This window comes from Streptomyces sp. NPDC002463 (genome assembly GCF_042889835.1).
Lineage (GTDB): Bacteria > Actinomycetota > Actinomycetes > Streptomycetales > Streptomycetaceae > Streptomyces > Streptomyces nymphaeiformis.
Window position 1 is genome coordinate 1026801 of record NZ_JBIARL010000001.1, and the last position, 17330, is coordinate 1044130.

Annotated in this window: 20 protein-coding genes; 12 read left to right on the forward strand and 8 right to left on the reverse strand. The window is 72.9% G+C overall.

The window, feature by feature from the left end:
• Positions 1 to 2 precede the first annotated feature (2 nt).
• Positions 3 to 401, forward strand: a complete 399-nt coding sequence (locus ACFYX3_RS04825) for a VOC family protein (RefSeq protein ID WP_389007936.1) — start codon at positions 3 to 5, stop codon at positions 399 to 401.
• Here the strand turns inward: ACFYX3_RS04825 and ACFYX3_RS04830 are convergent.
• Both ACFYX3_RS04830 and ACFYX3_RS04835 read right to left on the reverse strand, forming a co-directional pair.
• Entirely contained in the window at positions 398 to 1279 is an 882-nt protein-coding gene (locus ACFYX3_RS04830; RefSeq protein ID WP_389007938.1) for an aminoglycoside phosphotransferase family protein, read from the reverse strand. The genes ACFYX3_RS04825 and ACFYX3_RS04830 overlap by 4 nt on opposite strands.
• Positions 1280 to 1296: 17 nt before the next feature.
• Positions 1297 to 1887 carry a TetR/AcrR family transcriptional regulator gene (locus ACFYX3_RS04835; RefSeq protein WP_389007940.1) on the reverse strand — a complete coding sequence of 197 codons (591 nt, stop codon included), beginning with the start codon at positions 1885 to 1887 and terminating at the stop codon, positions 1297 to 1299.
• 113 nt (positions 1888 to 2000) lie between these two features.
• On the opposite strand from ACFYX3_RS04835, the gene ACFYX3_RS04840 reads away from it, so the two are divergent.
• Positions 2001 to 2594 carry a DUF2867 domain-containing protein gene (locus ACFYX3_RS04840; protein ID WP_389007942.1) on the forward strand — a complete coding sequence of 198 codons (594 nt, stop codon included), beginning with the start codon at positions 2001 to 2003 and terminating at the stop codon, positions 2592 to 2594.
• Positions 2595 to 2646: 52 nt separating this feature from the next.
• On the opposite strand, the gene ACFYX3_RS04845 is transcribed toward ACFYX3_RS04840, so the two are convergent.
• Together ACFYX3_RS04845 and ACFYX3_RS04850 are read right to left on the reverse strand one after the other, a co-directional pair.
• The gene (locus ACFYX3_RS04845; RefSeq protein WP_389007944.1) at positions 2647 to 3336 is read right to left on the reverse strand and encodes a copper homeostasis protein CutC; all 690 of its coding nucleotides are present in this window, start codon (positions 3334 to 3336) and stop codon (positions 2647 to 2649) included.
• Positions 3337 to 3387: 51 nt separating this feature from the next.
• Entirely contained in the window at positions 3388 to 4350 is a 963-nt protein-coding gene (locus tag ACFYX3_RS04850) for a hypothetical protein (RefSeq protein ID WP_389007946.1), read from the reverse strand.
• 184 nt (positions 4351 to 4534) lie between these two features.
• Between ACFYX3_RS04850 and ACFYX3_RS04855 the strand changes: the two genes are divergently transcribed.
• The 3 genes from ACFYX3_RS04855 (at position 4535) to ACFYX3_RS04865 (ending at position 7583) form a co-directional block, all read left to right on the forward strand.
• Positions 4535 to 4816, forward strand: a complete 282-nt coding sequence (locus tag ACFYX3_RS04855; RefSeq protein ID WP_116159589.1) for a heavy-metal-associated domain-containing protein — start codon at positions 4535 to 4537, stop codon at positions 4814 to 4816.
• Between the two features lie 160 nt (positions 4817 to 4976).
• On the forward strand, positions 4977 to 7238 hold the full coding sequence (locus tag ACFYX3_RS04860; protein ID WP_389007948.1) for a heavy metal translocating P-type ATPase: 2262 nt from the start codon (positions 4977 to 4979) through the stop codon (positions 7236 to 7238).
• 63 nt (positions 7239 to 7301) lie between these two features.
• Complete coding sequence (locus tag ACFYX3_RS04865; protein ID WP_015035316.1) at positions 7302 to 7583, forward strand: metal-sensitive transcriptional regulator; 282 nt, start codon at positions 7302 to 7304, stop codon at positions 7581 to 7583.
• A gap of 65 nt (positions 7584 to 7648) precedes the next feature.
• Here ACFYX3_RS04865 and ACFYX3_RS04870 read toward each other — a convergent pair whose 3' ends face one another.
• Positions 7649 to 7804, reverse strand: coding sequence for a hypothetical protein (locus tag ACFYX3_RS04870; protein ID WP_158718993.1), 156 nt, complete (start codon positions 7802 to 7804; stop codon positions 7649 to 7651).
• Between the two features lie 89 nt (positions 7805 to 7893).
• Between ACFYX3_RS04870 and ACFYX3_RS04875 the strand changes: the two genes are divergently transcribed.
• The 7 genes from ACFYX3_RS04875 to ACFYX3_RS04905 all read left to right on the forward strand — a co-directional run bounded on the left by ACFYX3_RS04875 (position 7894) and on the right by ACFYX3_RS04905 (position 13767).
• Complete coding sequence (locus tag ACFYX3_RS04875) at positions 7894 to 8334, forward strand: BlaI/MecI/CopY family transcriptional regulator (RefSeq protein WP_382654460.1); 441 nt, start codon at positions 7894 to 7896, stop codon at positions 8332 to 8334.
• A complete protein-coding gene (locus ACFYX3_RS04880) occupies positions 8331 to 9242 on the forward strand; it encodes a M56 family metallopeptidase (protein WP_382654457.1) in 912 nt (303 codons plus the stop codon). Before ACFYX3_RS04875 ends, ACFYX3_RS04880 begins: the two co-directional genes overlap by 4 nt.
• Positions 9243 to 9365: 123 nt before the next feature.
• Positions 9366 to 9848 carry a GNAT family N-acetyltransferase gene (locus ACFYX3_RS04885; protein ID WP_389007951.1) on the forward strand — a complete coding sequence of 161 codons (483 nt, stop codon included), beginning with the start codon at positions 9366 to 9368 and terminating at the stop codon, positions 9846 to 9848.
• Between the two features lie 182 nt (positions 9849 to 10030).
• Entirely contained in the window at positions 10031 to 10924 is an 894-nt protein-coding gene (locus tag ACFYX3_RS04890) for an SAM-dependent methyltransferase (protein WP_389007953.1), read from the forward strand.
• Positions 10925 to 11006: 82 nt separating this feature from the next.
• Positions 11007 to 11447, forward strand: a complete 441-nt coding sequence (locus ACFYX3_RS04895; RefSeq protein WP_382654452.1) for a Fur family transcriptional regulator — start codon at positions 11007 to 11009, stop codon at positions 11445 to 11447.
• A gap of 97 nt (positions 11448 to 11544) precedes the next feature.
• Positions 11545 to 12573 carry a LuxR C-terminal-related transcriptional regulator gene (locus tag ACFYX3_RS04900; protein WP_376585586.1) on the forward strand — a complete coding sequence of 343 codons (1029 nt, stop codon included), beginning with the start codon at positions 11545 to 11547 and terminating at the stop codon, positions 12571 to 12573.
• A gap of 141 nt (positions 12574 to 12714) precedes the next feature.
• Positions 12715 to 13767, forward strand: a complete 1053-nt coding sequence (locus tag ACFYX3_RS04905) for a LuxR C-terminal-related transcriptional regulator (protein ID WP_376585583.1) — start codon at positions 12715 to 12717, stop codon at positions 13765 to 13767.
• Positions 13768 to 13887: 120 nt separating this feature from the next.
• On the opposite strand, the gene ACFYX3_RS04910 is transcribed toward ACFYX3_RS04905, so the two are convergent.
• The 3 genes from ACFYX3_RS04910 to ACFYX3_RS04920 form a co-directional block, all read right to left on the reverse strand.
• The gene (locus ACFYX3_RS04910; RefSeq protein WP_389007957.1) at positions 13888 to 14094 is read right to left on the reverse strand and encodes a hypothetical protein; all 207 of its coding nucleotides are present in this window, start codon (positions 14092 to 14094) and stop codon (positions 13888 to 13890) included.
• Between the two features lie 217 nt (positions 14095 to 14311).
• On the reverse strand, positions 14312 to 15592 hold the full coding sequence (gene mshA, locus ACFYX3_RS04915) for a D-inositol-3-phosphate glycosyltransferase (RefSeq protein ID WP_389008121.1): 1281 nt from the start codon (positions 15590 to 15592) through the stop codon (positions 14312 to 14314).
• A 150-nt stretch (positions 15593 to 15742) separates the two neighbouring features.
• On the reverse strand, positions 15743 to 17308 hold the full coding sequence (locus ACFYX3_RS04920; RefSeq protein ID WP_389007959.1) for a class I tRNA ligase family protein: 1566 nt from the start codon (positions 17306 to 17308) through the stop codon (positions 15743 to 15745).
• Between the last annotated feature and the right edge of the window lie 22 nt (positions 17309 to 17330).

Sequence of the window (17330 nt, forward strand, 5' to 3'; positions counted from 1 at the left end):
CTGTGGCCACCGTCGGGTCCCTCCACCACGTCGAGCTGTGGGTGGACGACCTGCCCCGCGCCGAGCGAAGCCTCGGCTGGCTGCTCGGCGCGCTCGGCTACAGGCCCTTCCAGTCCTGGGAGGGCGGCCGCAGCTGGTCGCTCGGCTCCTGCTACCTGGTCGTGGAGCAGTCCCCGGCCCGTACGCCGGGTCGCCACGACCGCCTCCGCCCGGGCCTGAATCACCTCGCCTTCCACGCGGGCGATCGGTCCGCCGTCGACCGGCTCGCCGCCGACGCACCAACGCACGGCTGGCGGCTGCTGTTCGCCGACCGCCACCCGTACGCGGGCGGGGAGGGCCACTACGCGGCGTACCTGGAGAACGAGGACGGCTTCGAGGTGGAGCTGGTGGCGACCGCCTAGTTCGAGTATTCGGGAAGCGCCTGGGTCCACGCCCGGTGGGCGATGTCGGCGAGGACCGGGTTCTTCCCGCGGTAGTAGTGCTCGGTCACGATGCCCCAGCACAGGGCCCAGCCGCGGCCCCGCGCCCAGGTGGCGTCGTCGACCTCGGCGGCCTCGCGGAAGAGGGGGCGGGTGTCGGGGGTGAACAGGGTCCAGGCCGGCGTGAGGTCGGCGGCCGGGTCACCCGCACCGAGGCAGCCGAAGTCGATGACCGCGTGCAGACGGCCGTCGCGGGCGAGGAGGTTGACGGGGAGCAGGTCACCGTGGAGCCAGACGGGTGCGCCCTGCCAGGCCGGGAGGCGGAGCACGGATTCCCAGGCCTCGCCGGCGGCCTCCGCGTCGAGGGTGCCGTCGGCCCCGAGTTCGCGGAGGGCGGTCGCCATGGAGCCCTCCTCCCAGTCGGCTACCGGCCCGCCCCGCGAGGAGGCGGGTCCACCGGTCGCGTCGACCGCGCGCAGGGAACGGACGAAGCGCCCCAACTCCACGGCGGCATGGGGAAGATCGGTGATCGGCGCGCTGTACGCGTCGTCGCCGTCGAGCCAGGCGAGTACCGACCAGGACTGGCCGTACCCCTCCCCCGGCGCCCCCTGCCCGACGGGCACGGGTACGGGCAGCGTCAGGTGCGGCGCGAGACGCGGCAGCCAGCGCTGCTCCTTCTCGGCCTGCCCGGCGGCCCAGTCGGCCTTCGGCAGCCGTACGGCGTAGTCGTCCCCGAGCCGGAACATGGCGTTGTCGGTGCCGGCGGAGTCCACCTCCCGTACGGGAAGCCCCGCCCAGTCGGGGAACTGGGCGGCGATGAGCCGCTCGACGAGGGCGGTGTCGACGGTGGCGGTGGTCATACGCGCGAGGCTAACGATCAGACATCTTCCGGACCACGGGATTTCGGCTCCGCGGGCCGGTCCAGGATCAGATCACCAGCCCGGGCCAGGACCTCGGCGCGGGTGCGGCCCGGATGGTCGGCGGCGAGGAAGTGGTGGCCGATGGCCACGCAGAAGGCGATGAGCGAACGGGCCTCGACCTCGTCGGGGTCGGGGCAGAAGGCGCCGATCATCTCGCGGAGCAGCTCCATGCGCCGGTTGTCGACGCGGCGCAGGCGGGCGGCGACGTCCTCGTCGCGCCGGGCCCAGTCGCGGACGGCGAGGTCGATGGGGCGCAGCCGGTCGCCGGAGAAGGTGAGCATGCCGGCGAGGGTGATGAGGGTGCGCGGGTCGCCGTGCTCGTCATGCCGGACGCGGTCGATGACCTGATCGGTGGCCTCGCGCTCCCAGGTGTCGAGCATGGCGGCGAGGAGGGCGTCGCGGTCGGCGAAGTACCCGTAGAAGCCGCCTTTGGTGACGCCGATGCGCTTGGCGAGGGCTTCGACGCGAACGGCGTCGGGCCCGCTGCCGGCAAGGACCTGGAGCCCCTCCTCCACCCATCGTTCGCGCGGCGTACGCGGAGCGCCCACGGTGTGTCCTCCCTCACTCGCCGCCCGAATATACGCCTCCGTACATCAGGTCTGGCATCGTTGGTCCCGTCGTTATACGCAAGCGTATAGAACGCAGGGGAAAGGCGGCAGCCATGAGACTTCCCGTCAGCGAACACACCGGCCGTCCGTGGCGGATCCACGAGTTCGCCCCGGACTTCACGACCGAGGACGTGTGGTCCTTCCGCATGCCGGGCGCCGGCCCGGACGACTTCCCGATCGCGGTGGCGGCGATCGCGGCGGGCGCGGGCCTGGGCCGGGAGACCGGACCGACGAAGTTCCTGTTCGCGGCGCGCTGGAAGCTGGGCGCCCTGCTGGGCTGGGACGACGCCCGGGCCGGCCTCGGCCCGCGCGTCCGGTCGCTGCGCGACCGCATGCCGGAAGACCTGACGGCGACGGCGAACCCCGCCCCCGGCCCGGGCCCGTTCGTCTCCCTGTACGAACTGCCCGACGAGTCCGCCCAGGAGCTGGCGAACAAGACCGTCCACGCGGTGGCGCACCTGGGCTGGGTACGGACGCCCACCGGCGACCACGAACTCCGCATGGCGGTCCTGGTCAAACCGAACGGCCGCCTGGGCCGCCTCTACATGGCCCTGATCGCCCCGTTCCGCCACCTCGTCGTCTACCCGGCGATGACCCGCCAGTGGGAGGCGGCCTGGCGGGACCGGGAGCGGCTGCTAAAGCAGTGACGTGCGGACGGCGCGGTGGCGGGGTGCTCGGGGTGGGCCACAGCGACCGCGCCTACGCGTCGACCGCCTCGCGCCACACCCGGACCGCCCCCTCCGAGACCGGGGCCGCCCAGCCGCCCGGGCGGGCCGCGCCGCCGATGTGGAAGGCGGTGAGGCCGGCCGCCCGGAGGGTCGGGAGGTGGTCGAGGCGGAGGCCGCCGCCCACCAGGATCTGCGGCTCGTAGCCCGGCTCGCCGGCGCGGGCCGCCTCGGCCCGGAGGGTCGGGAGGCCGTCGTCCACGCCGGTCGCCGCGCCCGCCGTCAGGTAGGTGTCGAGGCCCGGCAGGTCGGCGAGGCGCTTGCGGAGGCCGTCGCGGTCGGCCGCCCGGTCGATCGCCCGGTGGAAGGTCCAGTCGCAGCCGTCCAGGACGGTGATCAGGCGCTCGACCGCCACCAGGTCCGGTTCGCCGTCCGCCGTGAGGAAGCCCAGGACGAACTCCGTCGCACCCGCCGTGCGGAGTTCCTCCGCCCGGCCCACCAGCGCGTCGACGTCGCCGGCCGCGAAACCGTCCGCCAGGCGGAGCATCACACGGAGCGGGATGTCGACCGCGCGGCGGATGGCGGTGAAGGTGGCCGTGGACGGGGTGAGTCCGTCCGCCGCCATGTCGGTGACGAGTTCGAGCCGGTCGGCGCCACCGGTCTGGGCAGCGACCGCGTCTTCCTCGTCGAGGGCGATCACCTCAAGGACAGCACGGTTGCTCATCTCGCCCATTCCTCCATGAATGACGACTACAGGTCTAGTCCAATGACCAGACTAGCCGTGCGTGTGGCCTCCCGCATCGTGCGTCGCGGCACCGGCCGGCTCGGCGGCGGCCTTTCCGGTCGCACCCGCCTTCACCGTGAACGACGCCGTGCGGACCTTGCCCTCGTGCTGGAAGTCCAGGAAGAGGCGGTACGTGCCCGCGCTGGGCGCCTCCGCCGTGAAGGAGACGTCCGGACCGGGACCGCCCTCGTTCGGGTGGACGTGGAGGTAGGCGAGGTCGCCGTCGCGCAGCGCGACGAGGTGTCCGTACGCACCGAGGTACGGCTCCAGGTCCGTCACCGGCTTTCCGCCCTTGGTGACGGTGAGCTTCAGCTCGCCCGGCTTGCCCGGGTCCAGGACTCCGCCCAGCCGGACCTGGTAGCCGTCGACCGTCGCGGTCGGGGCCACCGCGGGCAGCGGCTTCGGCGCGTACGCCCCCGGGACCGAGAGGTCCGCGCCCAGCGTGACGCCCTCGGCGCCCGGCGCCGCCGGCCTGAAGTCCGCGAAGGCCTTGTAGCCGCCCGCCGTCGGCAGGTCCGCGTCCACCGACCAGGTGCCGTCCGCGGCCTTCACCGGGTGCAGGTGGCGGAAGGTGTTGAGGTCGCGCGAGGCGACGATGAAGTGCAGCTCCTTGCCGTGCTCGGTGGTGAAGGCGGTGACCTTCTTGCCGGTCGCGTCCTTGATGGAGAACTTCAGGGTGCTGCGCCCCACGGCGGGGGTGGGCGTCTCCAGGGCGAGGGTGTAGCCGTCCTGGGAGACCTGGAGGCCGCCCGGGAGGGCCGCGGCCGAGGCGGGAGCGCCTTCCTCGTGACCCTCGTGGCCCGATGTCTTCTGCGGGTCCTGCGCCGCGTGCCCCGCGTGCTCCGTCTTCTTCGGCTCGTCGACGGGGCCGACCCCCTTGCCGACCCCGTACGCGGTCCCGAAGGTCGCGGCGAGCGCGGCGGCAAACGCAGTGATCTTCACTCCGGTGTTCATGACTGCTCTCCCGTACGTGTGGGGCGGCGTGGGTAACCGTTCGATGCACCTCACCATACCCCTGGGGGGTATCAAGTCAAGTCCGATCCACACTTGCGCCGGATACCACCGGGGGGTATACATGAACTCGCAACCTGATACCCCCCGAGGGTATCGACGAGTGGAACCGACCGAGGAGGAAGCCATGGGCTCCTGCTGCACCCCCGACAACAGCTGCTCGACCACGGAGGCCACCGCCGTCGCGGTCGCCGACAGCACCGTCACGGTCTACGCCGTCTCCGGCATGACCTGCGGCCACTGCAAGAGCGCGATCACCAAGTCCGTCAGCGCCCTCGACGGCGTCATCTCCGTCGACGTCGACGTCGCCGGCGGCCTGGTGACCGTGACCACCGGCGGCGAGCCCGACGACGCCGCGATCACCGCGGCCGTCGACGACGCGGGCTACGAGCTGACCGGCCGGGCCTGATCCGCCGCCGGGCAGACCGACACCCCACCGGCGTCCCCCGTCCCGGTACCCGACGGTCCGCCCGGCAGGCGGACGACCGCCCGCACCACCCCGGCCGCCGGGGCCCGACCACCACGCCCGGGCCCCGGCCCCCGAACCCCGCTACACCGAGGAGCAGGAAATGACCACGACCACTCCGGGCACCGCCCAGGTCGAGCTCGCCATCGGCGGCATGACCTGCGCCTCGTGCGCGGCCCGTATCGAGAAGAAGCTCAACCGCATGGACGGGGTCGAGGCCACCGTCAACTACGCCACCGAGAAGGCGAAGGTCACCTTCGACGCCGACATCGACGTCGCCGACCTGATCGCCACCGTCGAGGCCACCGGTTACACCGCACAGGAGCCCACTCCCCCGAAGGCCGAGGAGGGCGACGACGGCCCCACCGACGAGGAGAAGGCCGACGAGGAGCTGCGGCCCCTGCGGCAGCGGCTGATCACCGCCGCCACCCTCGCCGTGCCCGTCATCGCGATGGCGATGGTCCCGGCGCTGCAGATCGAGTACTGGCAGTGGCTGAGCCTCACGCTCGCCGCCCCGGTCGTCGTCTACGCCGCCTGGCCGTTCCACAAGGCCGCCTGGACCAACGCCAAGCACGGCGCGGCCACCATGGACACCCTGATCTCGGTCGGCACGATCGCCGCGTTCCTCTGGTCGCTGTGGGCGCTGTTCTTCGGCACCGCCGGCACGCCGGGCATGACGCACCCCTTCGAGTTCACGATCGCCCGCACCGACGGCGCCGGGAACATCTACCTGGAGGCCGCGGCCGGCGTCACCGCCTTCATCCTGGCCGGCCGGTACTTCGAGGCCCGCTCCAAGCGCAAGGCGGGCGCCGCGCTCAAGGCGCTGATGCAGCTCGGCGCGAAGGAAGTCACCGTTCTGAAGAACGGCCGCGAGGTCACCGTACCGACCGCCGAACTCCAGGTCGGGGACCGCTTCCTGGTCCGCCCGGGCGAGAAGATCGCCACCGACGGCACCGTCGTCGAGGGCTCGTCCGCCGTCGACGCCTCCATGCTCACCGGCGAGTCCGTGCCCGTCGAGGTCTCCGTCGGCGACTCCGTCACCGGCGCCACCCTGAACGCCGGCGGCCGCCTGGTCGTCGAGGCCACCCGCGTCGGCTCCGACACCCAGCTCGCCCGCATGGCGAAGCTCGTCGAGGACGCGCAGAACGGCAAGGCCGCCGCCCAGCGCCTCGCCGACAAGATCTCGGCCGTCTTCGTGCCGATCGTCATCGCCCTCGCGCTCGGCACCCTCGGCTTCTGGCTCGGCACCGGCCAGGGCCTGACCGCCGCCTTCACCGCCGCCGTCGCCGTCCTGATCATCGCCTGCCCCTGCGCCCTCGGCCTGGCCACCCCGACCGCCCTCATGGTCGGTACGGGCCGCGGCGCCCAGCTCGGCATCCTGATCAAGGGGCCCGAGGTCCTGGAGACCACCCGCAAGGTCGACACGATCGTCCTGGACAAGACCGGCACCGTCACCACCGGCCGCATGACCCTCATCAAGGTCCACACCGCCGAGGGCGTCGACGAGACCGACGTGCTGCGCCTGGCCGGCGCCCTGGAGCACTCCTCCGAGCACCCGATCGCCCAGGCCGTCGCCACCGGCGCCGCCGCCAAGGTCGGCACCCTGCCCACCCCCGAGGACTTCGCCAACATCCCCGGACTCGGCGTCCAGGGCGTCGTCGAGGGCCACGCCGTCCTCGTCGGCCGCGAGAAGCTGCTCGACGAGTGGGCCATGACCCTGCCCGCCGCGCTCAAGTCCGCGAAGGAAGAGGCCGAGACGGCCGGCAAGACCGCCATCGCGGTCGCCTGGGACGGGGAGGCCCGCGCGGTCCTGGAGGTCGCCGACGCCGTCAAGGAGACCAGTGCCGAGGCCATCAAGCGGCTCCGCGCGCTGGGTCTGACCCCGATCCTGCTCACCGGTGACAACAAGGCGGTCGCCGAGGCCGTCGCCGCCGAGGTCGGCATCGACGAGGTCATCGCGGAGGTCATGCCGCAGGACAAGGTCGACGTGGTCAAGCGCCTTCAGGGCGAGGGCCGTTCGGTCGCCATGGTCGGCGACGGCGTGAACGACGCCGCCGCGCTCGCCCAGGCCGACCTGGGTCTGGCGATGGGCACCGGTACGGACGCCGCCATCGAGGCCGGCGACCTGACCCTCGTACGGGGAGACCTGCGGGCCGCGGCCGACGCGATCCGGCTCTCCCGCAAGACGCTCGGCACCATCCGCTCGAACCTCTTCTGGGCCTTCGCCTACAACGTGGCCGCCCTGCCGCTCGCCGCGGCCGGACTGCTCAACCCGATGATCGCGGGCGCGGCCATGGCCTTCTCCTCGGTCTTCGTGGTCGGCAACAGCCTCCGCCTGCGGGGCTTCCAGCCCATCGACCGCTGACACTCCCCGCCCCCCCGCCCTGTGAATCCCGGATCTGAATCCCTGATCTCCTAGGAGCCCGTCGTGGCCGGTTACGGACAGCACAAGGAAGACATCATCAGACGACTGAGGCGCATCGAGGGCCAGGTCAGGGGGGTGCAGCGGATGGTGGACGAGGACGTCTACTGCATCGACGTCCTCACCCAGGTCTCCGCCATCAACGCGGCCCTCCAGTCCTGCGCGGTGGCCCTCCTGGACGAGCACCTGAGCTGCTGCGTCACGGAGGCCATCGCCCAGGGCGGGGACCAGGCGAAGGTGAAGGTGGGCGAGGCGTCGAAGGCCATCGCCCGGCTGATCCGGACGTGACGGACATCCGTCCGGACGCGCGGAGGACATCCGGACGGATATTCGGACGGACTACCAGAAGGACATCAACCGCCCTTGCGTGAAGGGCAGTCGGCGGACAGCGTGAGACTCAGCCGGAGACAGAGGCCGAGCAGCTGTCGGAGGAGCACCAGCTCCACCGAACCGGGAAGACCGGAGTCGCAGACCTTCGCGCAAGGGCGGTTCTTCATGAGGGTCGACATCCTGCCACTGTACCCCTGGGGGGTATACCTGGGCGGGGGGAACGGCCCGTACGATGAGCCGCCCGCAAGGGGAGGGTGAGGGGATGCACGTGCGCCGGCTGGGAGAGCTGGAGGCCGAGATCATGGACCGGCTGTGGGCGTGGCAGCGGCCCGCCACGGTCCGCGAGATCGTCGACGACATCAATCGGGGACGCCGGGTCGCCTACACGACGGTGATGACGGTGGCGGACATCCTGCACCGCAAGGGCTGGCTCCGCCGCGAGAAGTCCGGACGGGCCTGGCTGTACGAGCCGGTCCGCAGCCGCGAGGAGTACACGGCGGGCCTGATGCGGGACGCCCTCGGCGACAGCCAGGACCGCCCGGCCGCCCTCCTCCGCTTCGTCGAGGTCATCTCGGACGAGGACATGGCCGCCCTGGACGCGGCCCTGCGCGCGGCGCGGGGCGACCAGGACGAGCAGGCCCTCCGCGCCGGGCGCGGCCGGGGCCCTCACGATCCGGACCCCGACGTGCCGGCCGGAGGTCCCGCGTGAACCATCACCTCCTCATCCCGCTCGGGCTCGTGCTCGTCACGGGTGTCCTCGTGCCCTGGCTGCTCGCCCGCGCCCGCTGGACCCAGCAGGTGCCGCGGCTCGCCCTCGGCGTCTGGGCCGCGTGCGGCGCCGGCTTCGCGGCCGGGGCCGCGCTGCTGCCCGCCCAGCTGGTCCTGACGGGCGCCGCGAGCCACCGCCTGAGCGACATGATGTTCACCCTCCGGCCGCCCACGCTCGACCAGCTCCTGAACCTCGACGGGCGCGAGCGGTTCGCGTTCTCGCTCGCGCTGCTGGTCCTCTCGGTGCCCACCGCCGCGTTCGTGCGCCGGCTCGCCCGGGCCCGGCGGATGCGGACCCGGCACGCGGGCGTGCTGCGGCTCGTCGGGCGGTACGACGCGACGCTGCGGGCCACCGTCCTCGATGACGACCGGCCCGCCGTCTACTGCCTGCCGGGCCGCTCGCGCCGGGTCGTCGTCTCCTCGGGCGCGGTGCACGCCCTGACCCCGGCCCAGCTCGGGGCGGCCCTCGCGCACGAGCGGGCGCACATCTCGGGGCGGCACCACCTCCTGGTCGCGGCGGCGGAGGCCTTCGCGGCCGTCTTCCCGCACCTCCCGCTCGCGCGGCACGGCGGGAGCGCCGTACCCCTGCTGCTCGAAATGGCCGCGGACGACCGGGCGTTGCGCCGGTGCACGCGGGACGCGCTCGCGACGGCGCTGTACGCGCTGGCCTCGGGGCGGGCGCCGCGGTCGGCGTTCGGCGCGGGCGGACCCTCGGCGGCGCTGCGGATGCGGCGCATCCTCACCCCGCACAGCGCCGGACACCCGGTGCTGTACGGGCTGTTGACGATCGCGGCGGGGGGACTCTCGATGGCGCCGCTGGTGATCGCCTGCTGCTCGTTCCCCCAGTAATCCGCGAACACCACTATTTACTAAGCGAATTCGTAGATTTCGCATCGGTCACAGACCGCGGAATACGCCGCTATTGTGGGTACGTTGGGGCTCTGACTCGGCACGTCGAAGGGTGCAAAACCAATGCAGCTCGCCGGCGTTCGTACGGCAGCGGCCGGCGACGCGACCACGATATCCAGACTGCTTGCCGACATCATCCGGAGCAGCTATGCCGGAATACTGGACGAAATCCCGATGCGGCGGCTGATCTCCGCCCAATGTGCACTCCCCCGCATACGCGCGGAAATTGAAATTCCGGGGGGTGCTCCCGGATGGCTCGGCTGGCTGGTCGCCACGGACCGGGAGGGCGCGGTCGTCGGCGTGGCCGCGGGCGGCGTCCCGGTCCCGGGCGAGGGCGAGGTGTACGCCCTGGCGGTGGAGCCCGGCTCGCGCCGCGCCGGCGTCGGCACGGCCCTGCTCGCCGCCGCGACCGAGCGGATGCGCGACTACGGCGCGCGGGAGCAGCGCGTGGAACTCCCGGCGGCCGCCGACCCGGCGCTCCCCTTCTACGCCCACCTCGGCTTCGCGGCCCTCGCCCCGACCCGCTGGAGCCGACCCCTCTCCTGAAGGCCCGTTCGCCTCCGGGGCGCTCGCAGGGCCGTGGCAGATCCACGCCATCGCGTGTTCACGCAGCCCGATCCGGTGGATCGGGGTTCGCTCACCAGGTCAGGATGGGTTCAGCGGCGCGGGCCCGGCGGCACGGGTACCTCGTCCGGACGGCATGGACCGAGCGAGCCCCTGGAGGAGCGATGCACACACCGAGCGGCACTTCCCTGCCCGTCGTGCCCGCAGCGCTCGCTCCGGTCCTGCCGTCCCGATACGGCTTCGACCAGGACCCCGCACCCTGCGCCGGCATCCGGGTCACCGCCGACACGCTCCCCGGGCTCGAGTCGGTCTCCCCCACCGACGAGAGCTCTGTCTGGTTGCACGACGCCCTGCTCGGCCCGCACAGCGCGGACATCGTCCGCTACCTCAGCCTCGCCCGCTCCACCGGCGGACCCGTCCTCGACCTCGGCTCCGGCGCCGGGCGGCTCGCCGTCCCGTTCGCCCGGCACGGCTTCGCCGTGGAAGCCGTGGACCGGGACGCCTCGGCCCTGGAGCGCCTCGAAGGCTGGGCCCGCCGGATCGGCCCGCAGGTGGCCGGGCTCGTCGTCACCCACCGCGCCGACCTCACCGAGCTGCGGCTCGAAGGCAGCTACCGGCTCGCGCTGCTCGCGGGCGCCATGGTGACCGCCGTCCCGCCGGACAGCCGGCCGGGGCTGCTGCGCGAGGTCGCCGCGCATCTGGAGTCGGGCGGGGCGCTCGCCCTCGACTACACCGCGCACCTGCTGCCGGGTCTGATCGCGGAGCCACGGCGGACCTGGGCCTTCCAGGTGCCGCGGTTCGACGGGATCGACGAGTGGGTGGTGGCCCGGCAGGTCTTCGACCTGCCGTCGATGAGCGAGCGGATCACGTACTACGCGGCGCGGACCGGCAAGCTCTCCTCGGAGCGGGTGGTGCTGACCACCGACAAGTGGATCGTCGACCCCGAGCGCCTCGCGGCCGAGCTGCACTCGGCGGGGCTGCACGTCGAGGGCCGCCGGCGGCACCGTATCGACGACAGGACCGAGTCCGTGCTCCTCGTGTGCAGGGCGGACGACTGACCGATACGGACCTGCCGACGTTGACGAGCAAGAGGTACGATGCCCACAAAAGTTTGAGCCGACCAGGTGGCGGGCGGAGAAGATGGCAGTCGTGGAAGAGCTGACGGGCCGCGAGGCGGTGATCCAGCGCCTGCGCGATGTCGGGCTGCGGGTCACGGGCCCGCGCCTGGAGGTGCTCACGGTGCTCGCCGCCGGCGGCCATCTCGACGTCGAGGCGATCACCACGACGGCCCGCGAGCGGCTCGGCACGCTGACCAGCCAGGCCGTGTACGAGATGCTGCGGCACTTCCAGGAGACGGGCCTGGTCAGCAAGTTCGACCGCCCCGGCCTGCCCGCGGTCTTCGAGATCTCCGGGCCGCCCCACCAGCACGCCCTGTGCACCGGATGCGGCCGCGTGGAGAACGTGTCCGCGACCGCGCCCGAGCCGCCCCGGGGCGCACTGCCGCAGTGGCGGGTGGACGACGCCGAGGTCGTCTTCAGGGGTCTGTGCCCCGACTGCCGGGCGAGCGACACCAGCAGCTGAGCCACGGTCAACTCCGTGCGTGTCGTTCGATTTTGTGGCAGGGTCTAGCGGGGCGATTCAACAGGGTCCACCGGATCCGAGGGGAGTCTGCTGCGCCGTGTCCAGAAACGCCGCCGTGTCCCGGACGGGGAGCGATCAGGCTCTCGCCGTCTACCAGGCATTACGCGCCCGCCCCGAGGCCGGCTTCGACGAGGTCGCGGACCGGTTCGAGCTCTCCGCCGAGGAGCGGGAGCGATGTCGCTGCGAACTCGTCTCCTTAGGCCTCACCGCCCTCCCCGACCCCTCCGCGCCCGGCACCCACGCCGTCGTCGACCCCGATGTCGCCCTGCTGCGGCTGCTGCGCCGGGAGCGCGACCGGCTCCAGGACCGCCTCGCCGCGACCAGCCGCGCGCACACCGCCCTCGAAGCCCTCGCCGGACCGTTCCTGCGGGCCGGGGCCGCGCCCCGCTCCGAGGTCGAGGTCGAGATCGTCACCGACCCGCAGCGGGTGCTGCGCGAGCTGTCGGACCTGACGGAATCCGTGCGGACCGCCGTCCACGTCATGCACACCGGGTCCGTACGGCGCGAGGACATGGCCGCCGAGCTGGAGCGGGACCGCTCCCGGGCCGCCCGCGGGGTGCGGATCCGCGCCATGTACAGCCGCCGGGTCGGGACCGTGCCCGAGATGACCCAGCACCTGGAGGACCGGGCGGCGCTCGGCGTGGAGCTGCGCCTCTCCCCCGTCGTCCCGATGAACATGGTCCTCGCCGACGAGAACTTCGCCCTGCTGCCGACGGACCCGCACGACCCGGACTCGCCGACCATCCTGGCCCGCGGCCCGGGCCTGGTCCGCTCGTACCTCGCGCTGTACGAGTACTGCTGGCAGGCGGCCTCCCGGTACGGCGAGGAGCCCGGGGAGCGCGGCGGCGACGGCCTCTCCGACCAGCAGCGGGCGGCCCTGCACATGCTCGCGTCCGGCATCAAGGACGAGCAGATCGCGCGCAGCCTCGGCGTCTCGCTGCGGACGGTGAGCCGGCTGCTCTCCGAGGTCATGCAGGAGCTGGGGGCGGCGAGCCGCTTCGAGGCCGGCGTCAAGGCTGCCCGCCTCGGACTGCTCGACGGCGAGGGGCCGGAACCCGTGGCCTAGTACGAGGAGTTCGGATGTCATGGAAGACGCACCAGGCCCTACGGGGCCGTGCGGGCCGGAGGAAGCGCAGGACGGACTCCCGCCGCGCCGTGTGACGGGGCGAGGGCGGGGCGACTCGGAGAATGAGGGGGTCACTTCGCCATGGTCACCGCGGGCGACGGCATCGGGGACGGCACGACCGGCGTCCTGCTTGCCGTGTACGAGGAGCTGCGCCGCCGGGGCGTCTCGGACTTCGAGGAGGTCGGCAGGGAACTCGGGCTCGTGCCGGAGGAGCACGAGCGATGTCGTCGCGAACTGCTCTCCCTGGGCCTCATCGTGCCCACGGGGCAGGTGCACGCCACGATCGACGCCGTGCAGGACGGCAGCTGGCGGTCCGAGGCGGACACGGTGGCGGTGATCGATCCGGAGATCGCGCTGCTCCGGCTCCTGGAGCGGGAGCGGGAACGGCTGCGGGAGCATCTGGCCGAGGCGGACGAGGCGTACAGCACGCTCGAGGTCCTGGCGGGCTCGTACCTGCGGGCGGAGGCGCTGGCCCGGGCGGAGGCGCACGTCGAGGCGCTGACCGACTACCGCAGGATCCAGCAGGCCATCGAGGACATCACCGATGTGATGCAGGAGAGTTCGGCCTCGCTGCACCCGGGGACGCCGGGCCGGCAGAACCCGGAGCTGATGCTCGACCGGGACCGGCGGCAGCTGGCGAACGGGGTGCGGGTGCGCGCCATCTACGGGCGGCAGGAGGCCACGGACCCGCAGATGGAGAAGTTCCTCGGGCAGCGGGCCGAGCTCGGGGTGGAGATCCGGCTCGCGCCGGTGGTGCCGATGAACCTGATCATCGCCGACCAGCAGTTCGCGCTGGTGCCGATCCGGCCGGAGGAGCCGGGCGAGGGCGCGATCCTGGCGCGGGGCAGCGCCCTGGTGCGGCCGTATCTGAGCCTGTACGAGCACTGCTGGCACACGGCGACCCCGTACGGGAACGAGACGGCGGCGGAGGCGGGCGGTGACGGGCTTTCCGAGCAGCAGCGGGCCGCGCTGCACATGCTCGCCTCGGGGATGAAGGACGAGCGGATCGCGCGGACGCTCGGGGTGTCGCTGCGGACGGTCAGCCGGATGATCTCGGAGCTGATGCAGGAGCTGGGGGCGACGAGCCGTTTCGAGGCGGGGGCGCGTGCGGTGCGGCTCGGCTGGCTGGACTGACGTTTTCCACGAAGAGCCGGGGAAATGCGTAGGGCCCCACAATCGTGGCAGCGATTGCGGGGCCTCACGGTGGGGGGACTGCCCGGGGGAATTGCCGGTCGAATATCCCTGGTAATGAGTTCAGTTGGTGGGGCTGGGGGTCGGGTTGACCGGCGGGACCGGCCAGCCGTTGTCGTCGGCGACACCGGCGATGGTGTGGGGGGTGACCGGGGTGCTGTCGGGGGAGACGGCGACAGCGGCGCCGGCGGCGACGGCCGTACAGGCCACGATCGCGACGATGAGCTGGCGGGCGGCCTTGCGGATACCGGTGTTCCGCGCAACGGACATGATTCCTCCAGGACTTGGAATGTGAATTCCGCCTTCCGGGGGCCCGTGCCGCCGGGCGTTCCCTGAAGACATCTCCATACTGTCCCGGTCTCCGAATCGAATCCAGTGATAGTTCGTGCGTGGACCCGCCATGGCGTGGATGCGTCAATGCGCCACCAGAACAACGGAATTGAGGCATCCGGAGCTCGCCATACCTTTGGTCGAACCAAAAGAGATGCTAGACTTGTGCTACGGCCTTCTCGTTCCTCCAGGAGAGAGGGGCCGCCGGGGCAGGGGCGTGCCGCCGCCCCTGCCCCATCCCCCGCTCCAGGGCACCCCGGTACACCTCGACGGTCCGCCCGGCCGACACCCGCCAGCTCATCCCGCGCGCATGGCGCACCGCCGCCGCCCCCATCGTCTCCACGGCCTCCGGGTGCTCCGCCAGCCACCGCAGCCGACGCGCGTACTCCACCGGGTCGTGACCCCGTACGAGCATCCCCGTCACCCCGTCCCACACCGCCGTCGGCAGCCCGCCCACCGCCGCCGCGAGCACCGGCGTCCCGCACGCCTGCGCCTCCACCGCCACCAGACCGAAGGACTCGCTGCGCGAGGGCACCACGAGGACGTCCGCCGCCCGGTACCAGTCCGCCAGCTTCTCCTGCGGTACGGGAGGGCAGGGCCGCAGCACGTCGGTGACCCCGAGCTCCTCCGCGAGGCGCCAGGCCGAGCCCCGTTCGGTGGCGCCCGAATGCCCGCCCACCACCGGCACCAGGAGCCGGCGGCGCAGCTCCGGCGCCTCCCTCAGCAGCTCGGCCACCGCCCGCACCAGCACGTCAGGGCCCTTCAGGGGCTGGATGCGGCCCGCGTACAGCGGCACGAACGCCCCGGCCGGCAGCCCGAGCCCGGCCCGCGCCGCCGCCCGCCCGTCGCCCGGACGGAAGGTCCGCAGATCCACCCCGGGCCGTACGACCTCGGTCCGCGCCCCCTCCGCCCCGTACAGCGAACGCAGCGCCTCCGCCTCGTCGGCCGTGTTGGCGATCAGCCGGTCCGCGCTGCCCACCACCTGGTGTTCGCCCCGGACGCGCAGCTCCGGCTCGGGGGTGTCGCCCTCGGCGAGCGAGGCGTTCTTCACCCGGGCCAGGGTGTGGGCGGTGTGCACGAGCGGTATCCGCCAGCCCACCTGGGCGATCCGACCCGCCTGCCCGGAGAGCCAGTAGTGCGAGTGGACCAGGTCGTAGCGCCGCTCCTCCTTCAGCAGGGCCAGCGAGAACGGCACCACCAGATCGGGCATGGCCTCCTTGGGCAGCGCCCGGCGCGGCCCGGCGTGCAGATGCCGGACCCGCACGCCCGGCGCGAGCTCGACGAGCGGGGGCGCGCCCTCGCCCCGGCAGCGGGTGAACAGGTCGACCTCCGCGCCCTGTTCGGCGAGGGCGCGGGAGAGCTCGACCATGTAGACGTTCATGCCGCCGGCGTCCCCCGTCCCGGGCTGGTGGAGCGGGGAGGTGTGGACGCTGAGCATGGCGACGCGCAGGGACACGTGGGGCTCCTGTGAGAGGGAGGTGGGGGCCACGTGCCCCTGCGCGTCGCTCGCGCGCACGGTCACGCGGCAGGGAACGAACATTCCTACGGAAGTACTTAGTTGCTTAGTAGTACGGAGGCGTGACGAGGTTCAGAACCCGAACACCGGCCCCGAAGGCGGCGCCAGCCTCGTCCCCGGCAGCGGACCCGTCAGGGCCTGCCAGTCGACCGGGCGCCCCGGCTCCACCCGGAGCGCCGACGCGAGCCGGTCGGCACCCTCCGGCATCACCGGTCGCGCCCAGGCCGCGAGCGCCGACGCCACCGCCAACTGGGCGGCGAGGGCCGGGAGGTGACGGCAGGAGGTGCTGGGACGGCACCGCTCGTGGGCGTTGACGTGGCCGAAGTCGGCCGTCGAGCGGACCATCTCGTCCAGGACCGCGACCGCGCGGCGCGGGTCGAACGCGTCGGGGCCGTACGCCTCGCGCAGATCGTCCACGCCCCGGTGCAGCCGCCGCTCCAGGATCTCCCAGCCGGTGCCGCCGGGCAGCGCCTGCGGGGCGAGGCCGCCGCACTCCTCCCGTACGGCCGAGAAGAGCCGGGACAGCCAGCTGTTCCAGTTCTCGTCCAGCTCGCGCCGGGCGGCGGCGAGCCGCTCCCGCCGGAAGACCGTGCGGCGCCCGAGCGGACGGGCCTGGAGGACGTGCCGGCGCAGGGTGTCGGAGCCGTACTCGGTGAGCAGGTCCAACGCCCAGACGTTGCCCTCCTGGACGCCCTCCTCGATCACGTACGACTCGTTGACGTTGAAGTCCTGCGGCAGCTTGACGTCCTGCGCGAGGAGCAGCACCGGCAGCAGCACGGCGTGGCAGAAGGCGTGCCCGAAGCCGCAGAAGTGGATCGCGCGGCGCGGCAGCGGGCCCTTCACGTCGTAGCCGAAGAGGTGCATCGCGGCGGCCTCGAAGCAGCCGTCGATGCGGTGCTCGGGGAAGCCCTCGACGGGCACCGGCAGACCCCACTCGCCGGGCTGGCCGACCGCGATGTCCGGCAGCCCGTCCTCGACCAGCGACTCGCACAGGGCCGCGAGCCGCGGCGGCAGGCCCGCCGTCGCCCAGTAGTCGGCGAGCGTGTCGCGGAACGGCTCCAGGGGCACGTACAGCCTGCGGCAGCGGCGGGCGACCGCCGGGGTGTCGCAGAGCGCGCAGCGCGCCGAGATCAGGTCGCCGCCGTCGTTCGGCCGGGCGCACTCGTGGCACATCCCGCCGTCGCTGGCCGCGCCGCAGTGCGGGCACGTCCCGGTCGCGTGCGCGCCGTGCAGCCAGCGGTCGCAGGGCTCGCAGTACGGGAGCAGCCGGGTCCGGGGCGCGATGACGCCCTGCGCGTACAGCTTCGCGAAGAGGTCCTGCACCCAGCGCCCGTACCCCTTGTCCCGGCGCGGGCGCACGATGTGGTCGAACTCCACGCCCGAACGCAGCCAGTCGGCGGTGATCGCGGCGCGGTAGCCCTCCGCGACCTCCTCCGGCTTGCGGTGGTGGCGCAGCGCCCGGACCTCGACGGAGCTGGCGTGGTCGGCGGTGCCGGTGGTGAACCGGACGGCCTCGCCCTCCGCGCGCAGGTAGCGGGTGAGGACGTCGGCGGCGACGTACGGCCCGGCGAGGTGGCCGATGTGGAGTTCGCCGTGGGTGGCGGGCGGAGTCGCGGTGATCCAGACAGGGGTGCTCATGGGACCTCCTTGACGGGGCGCC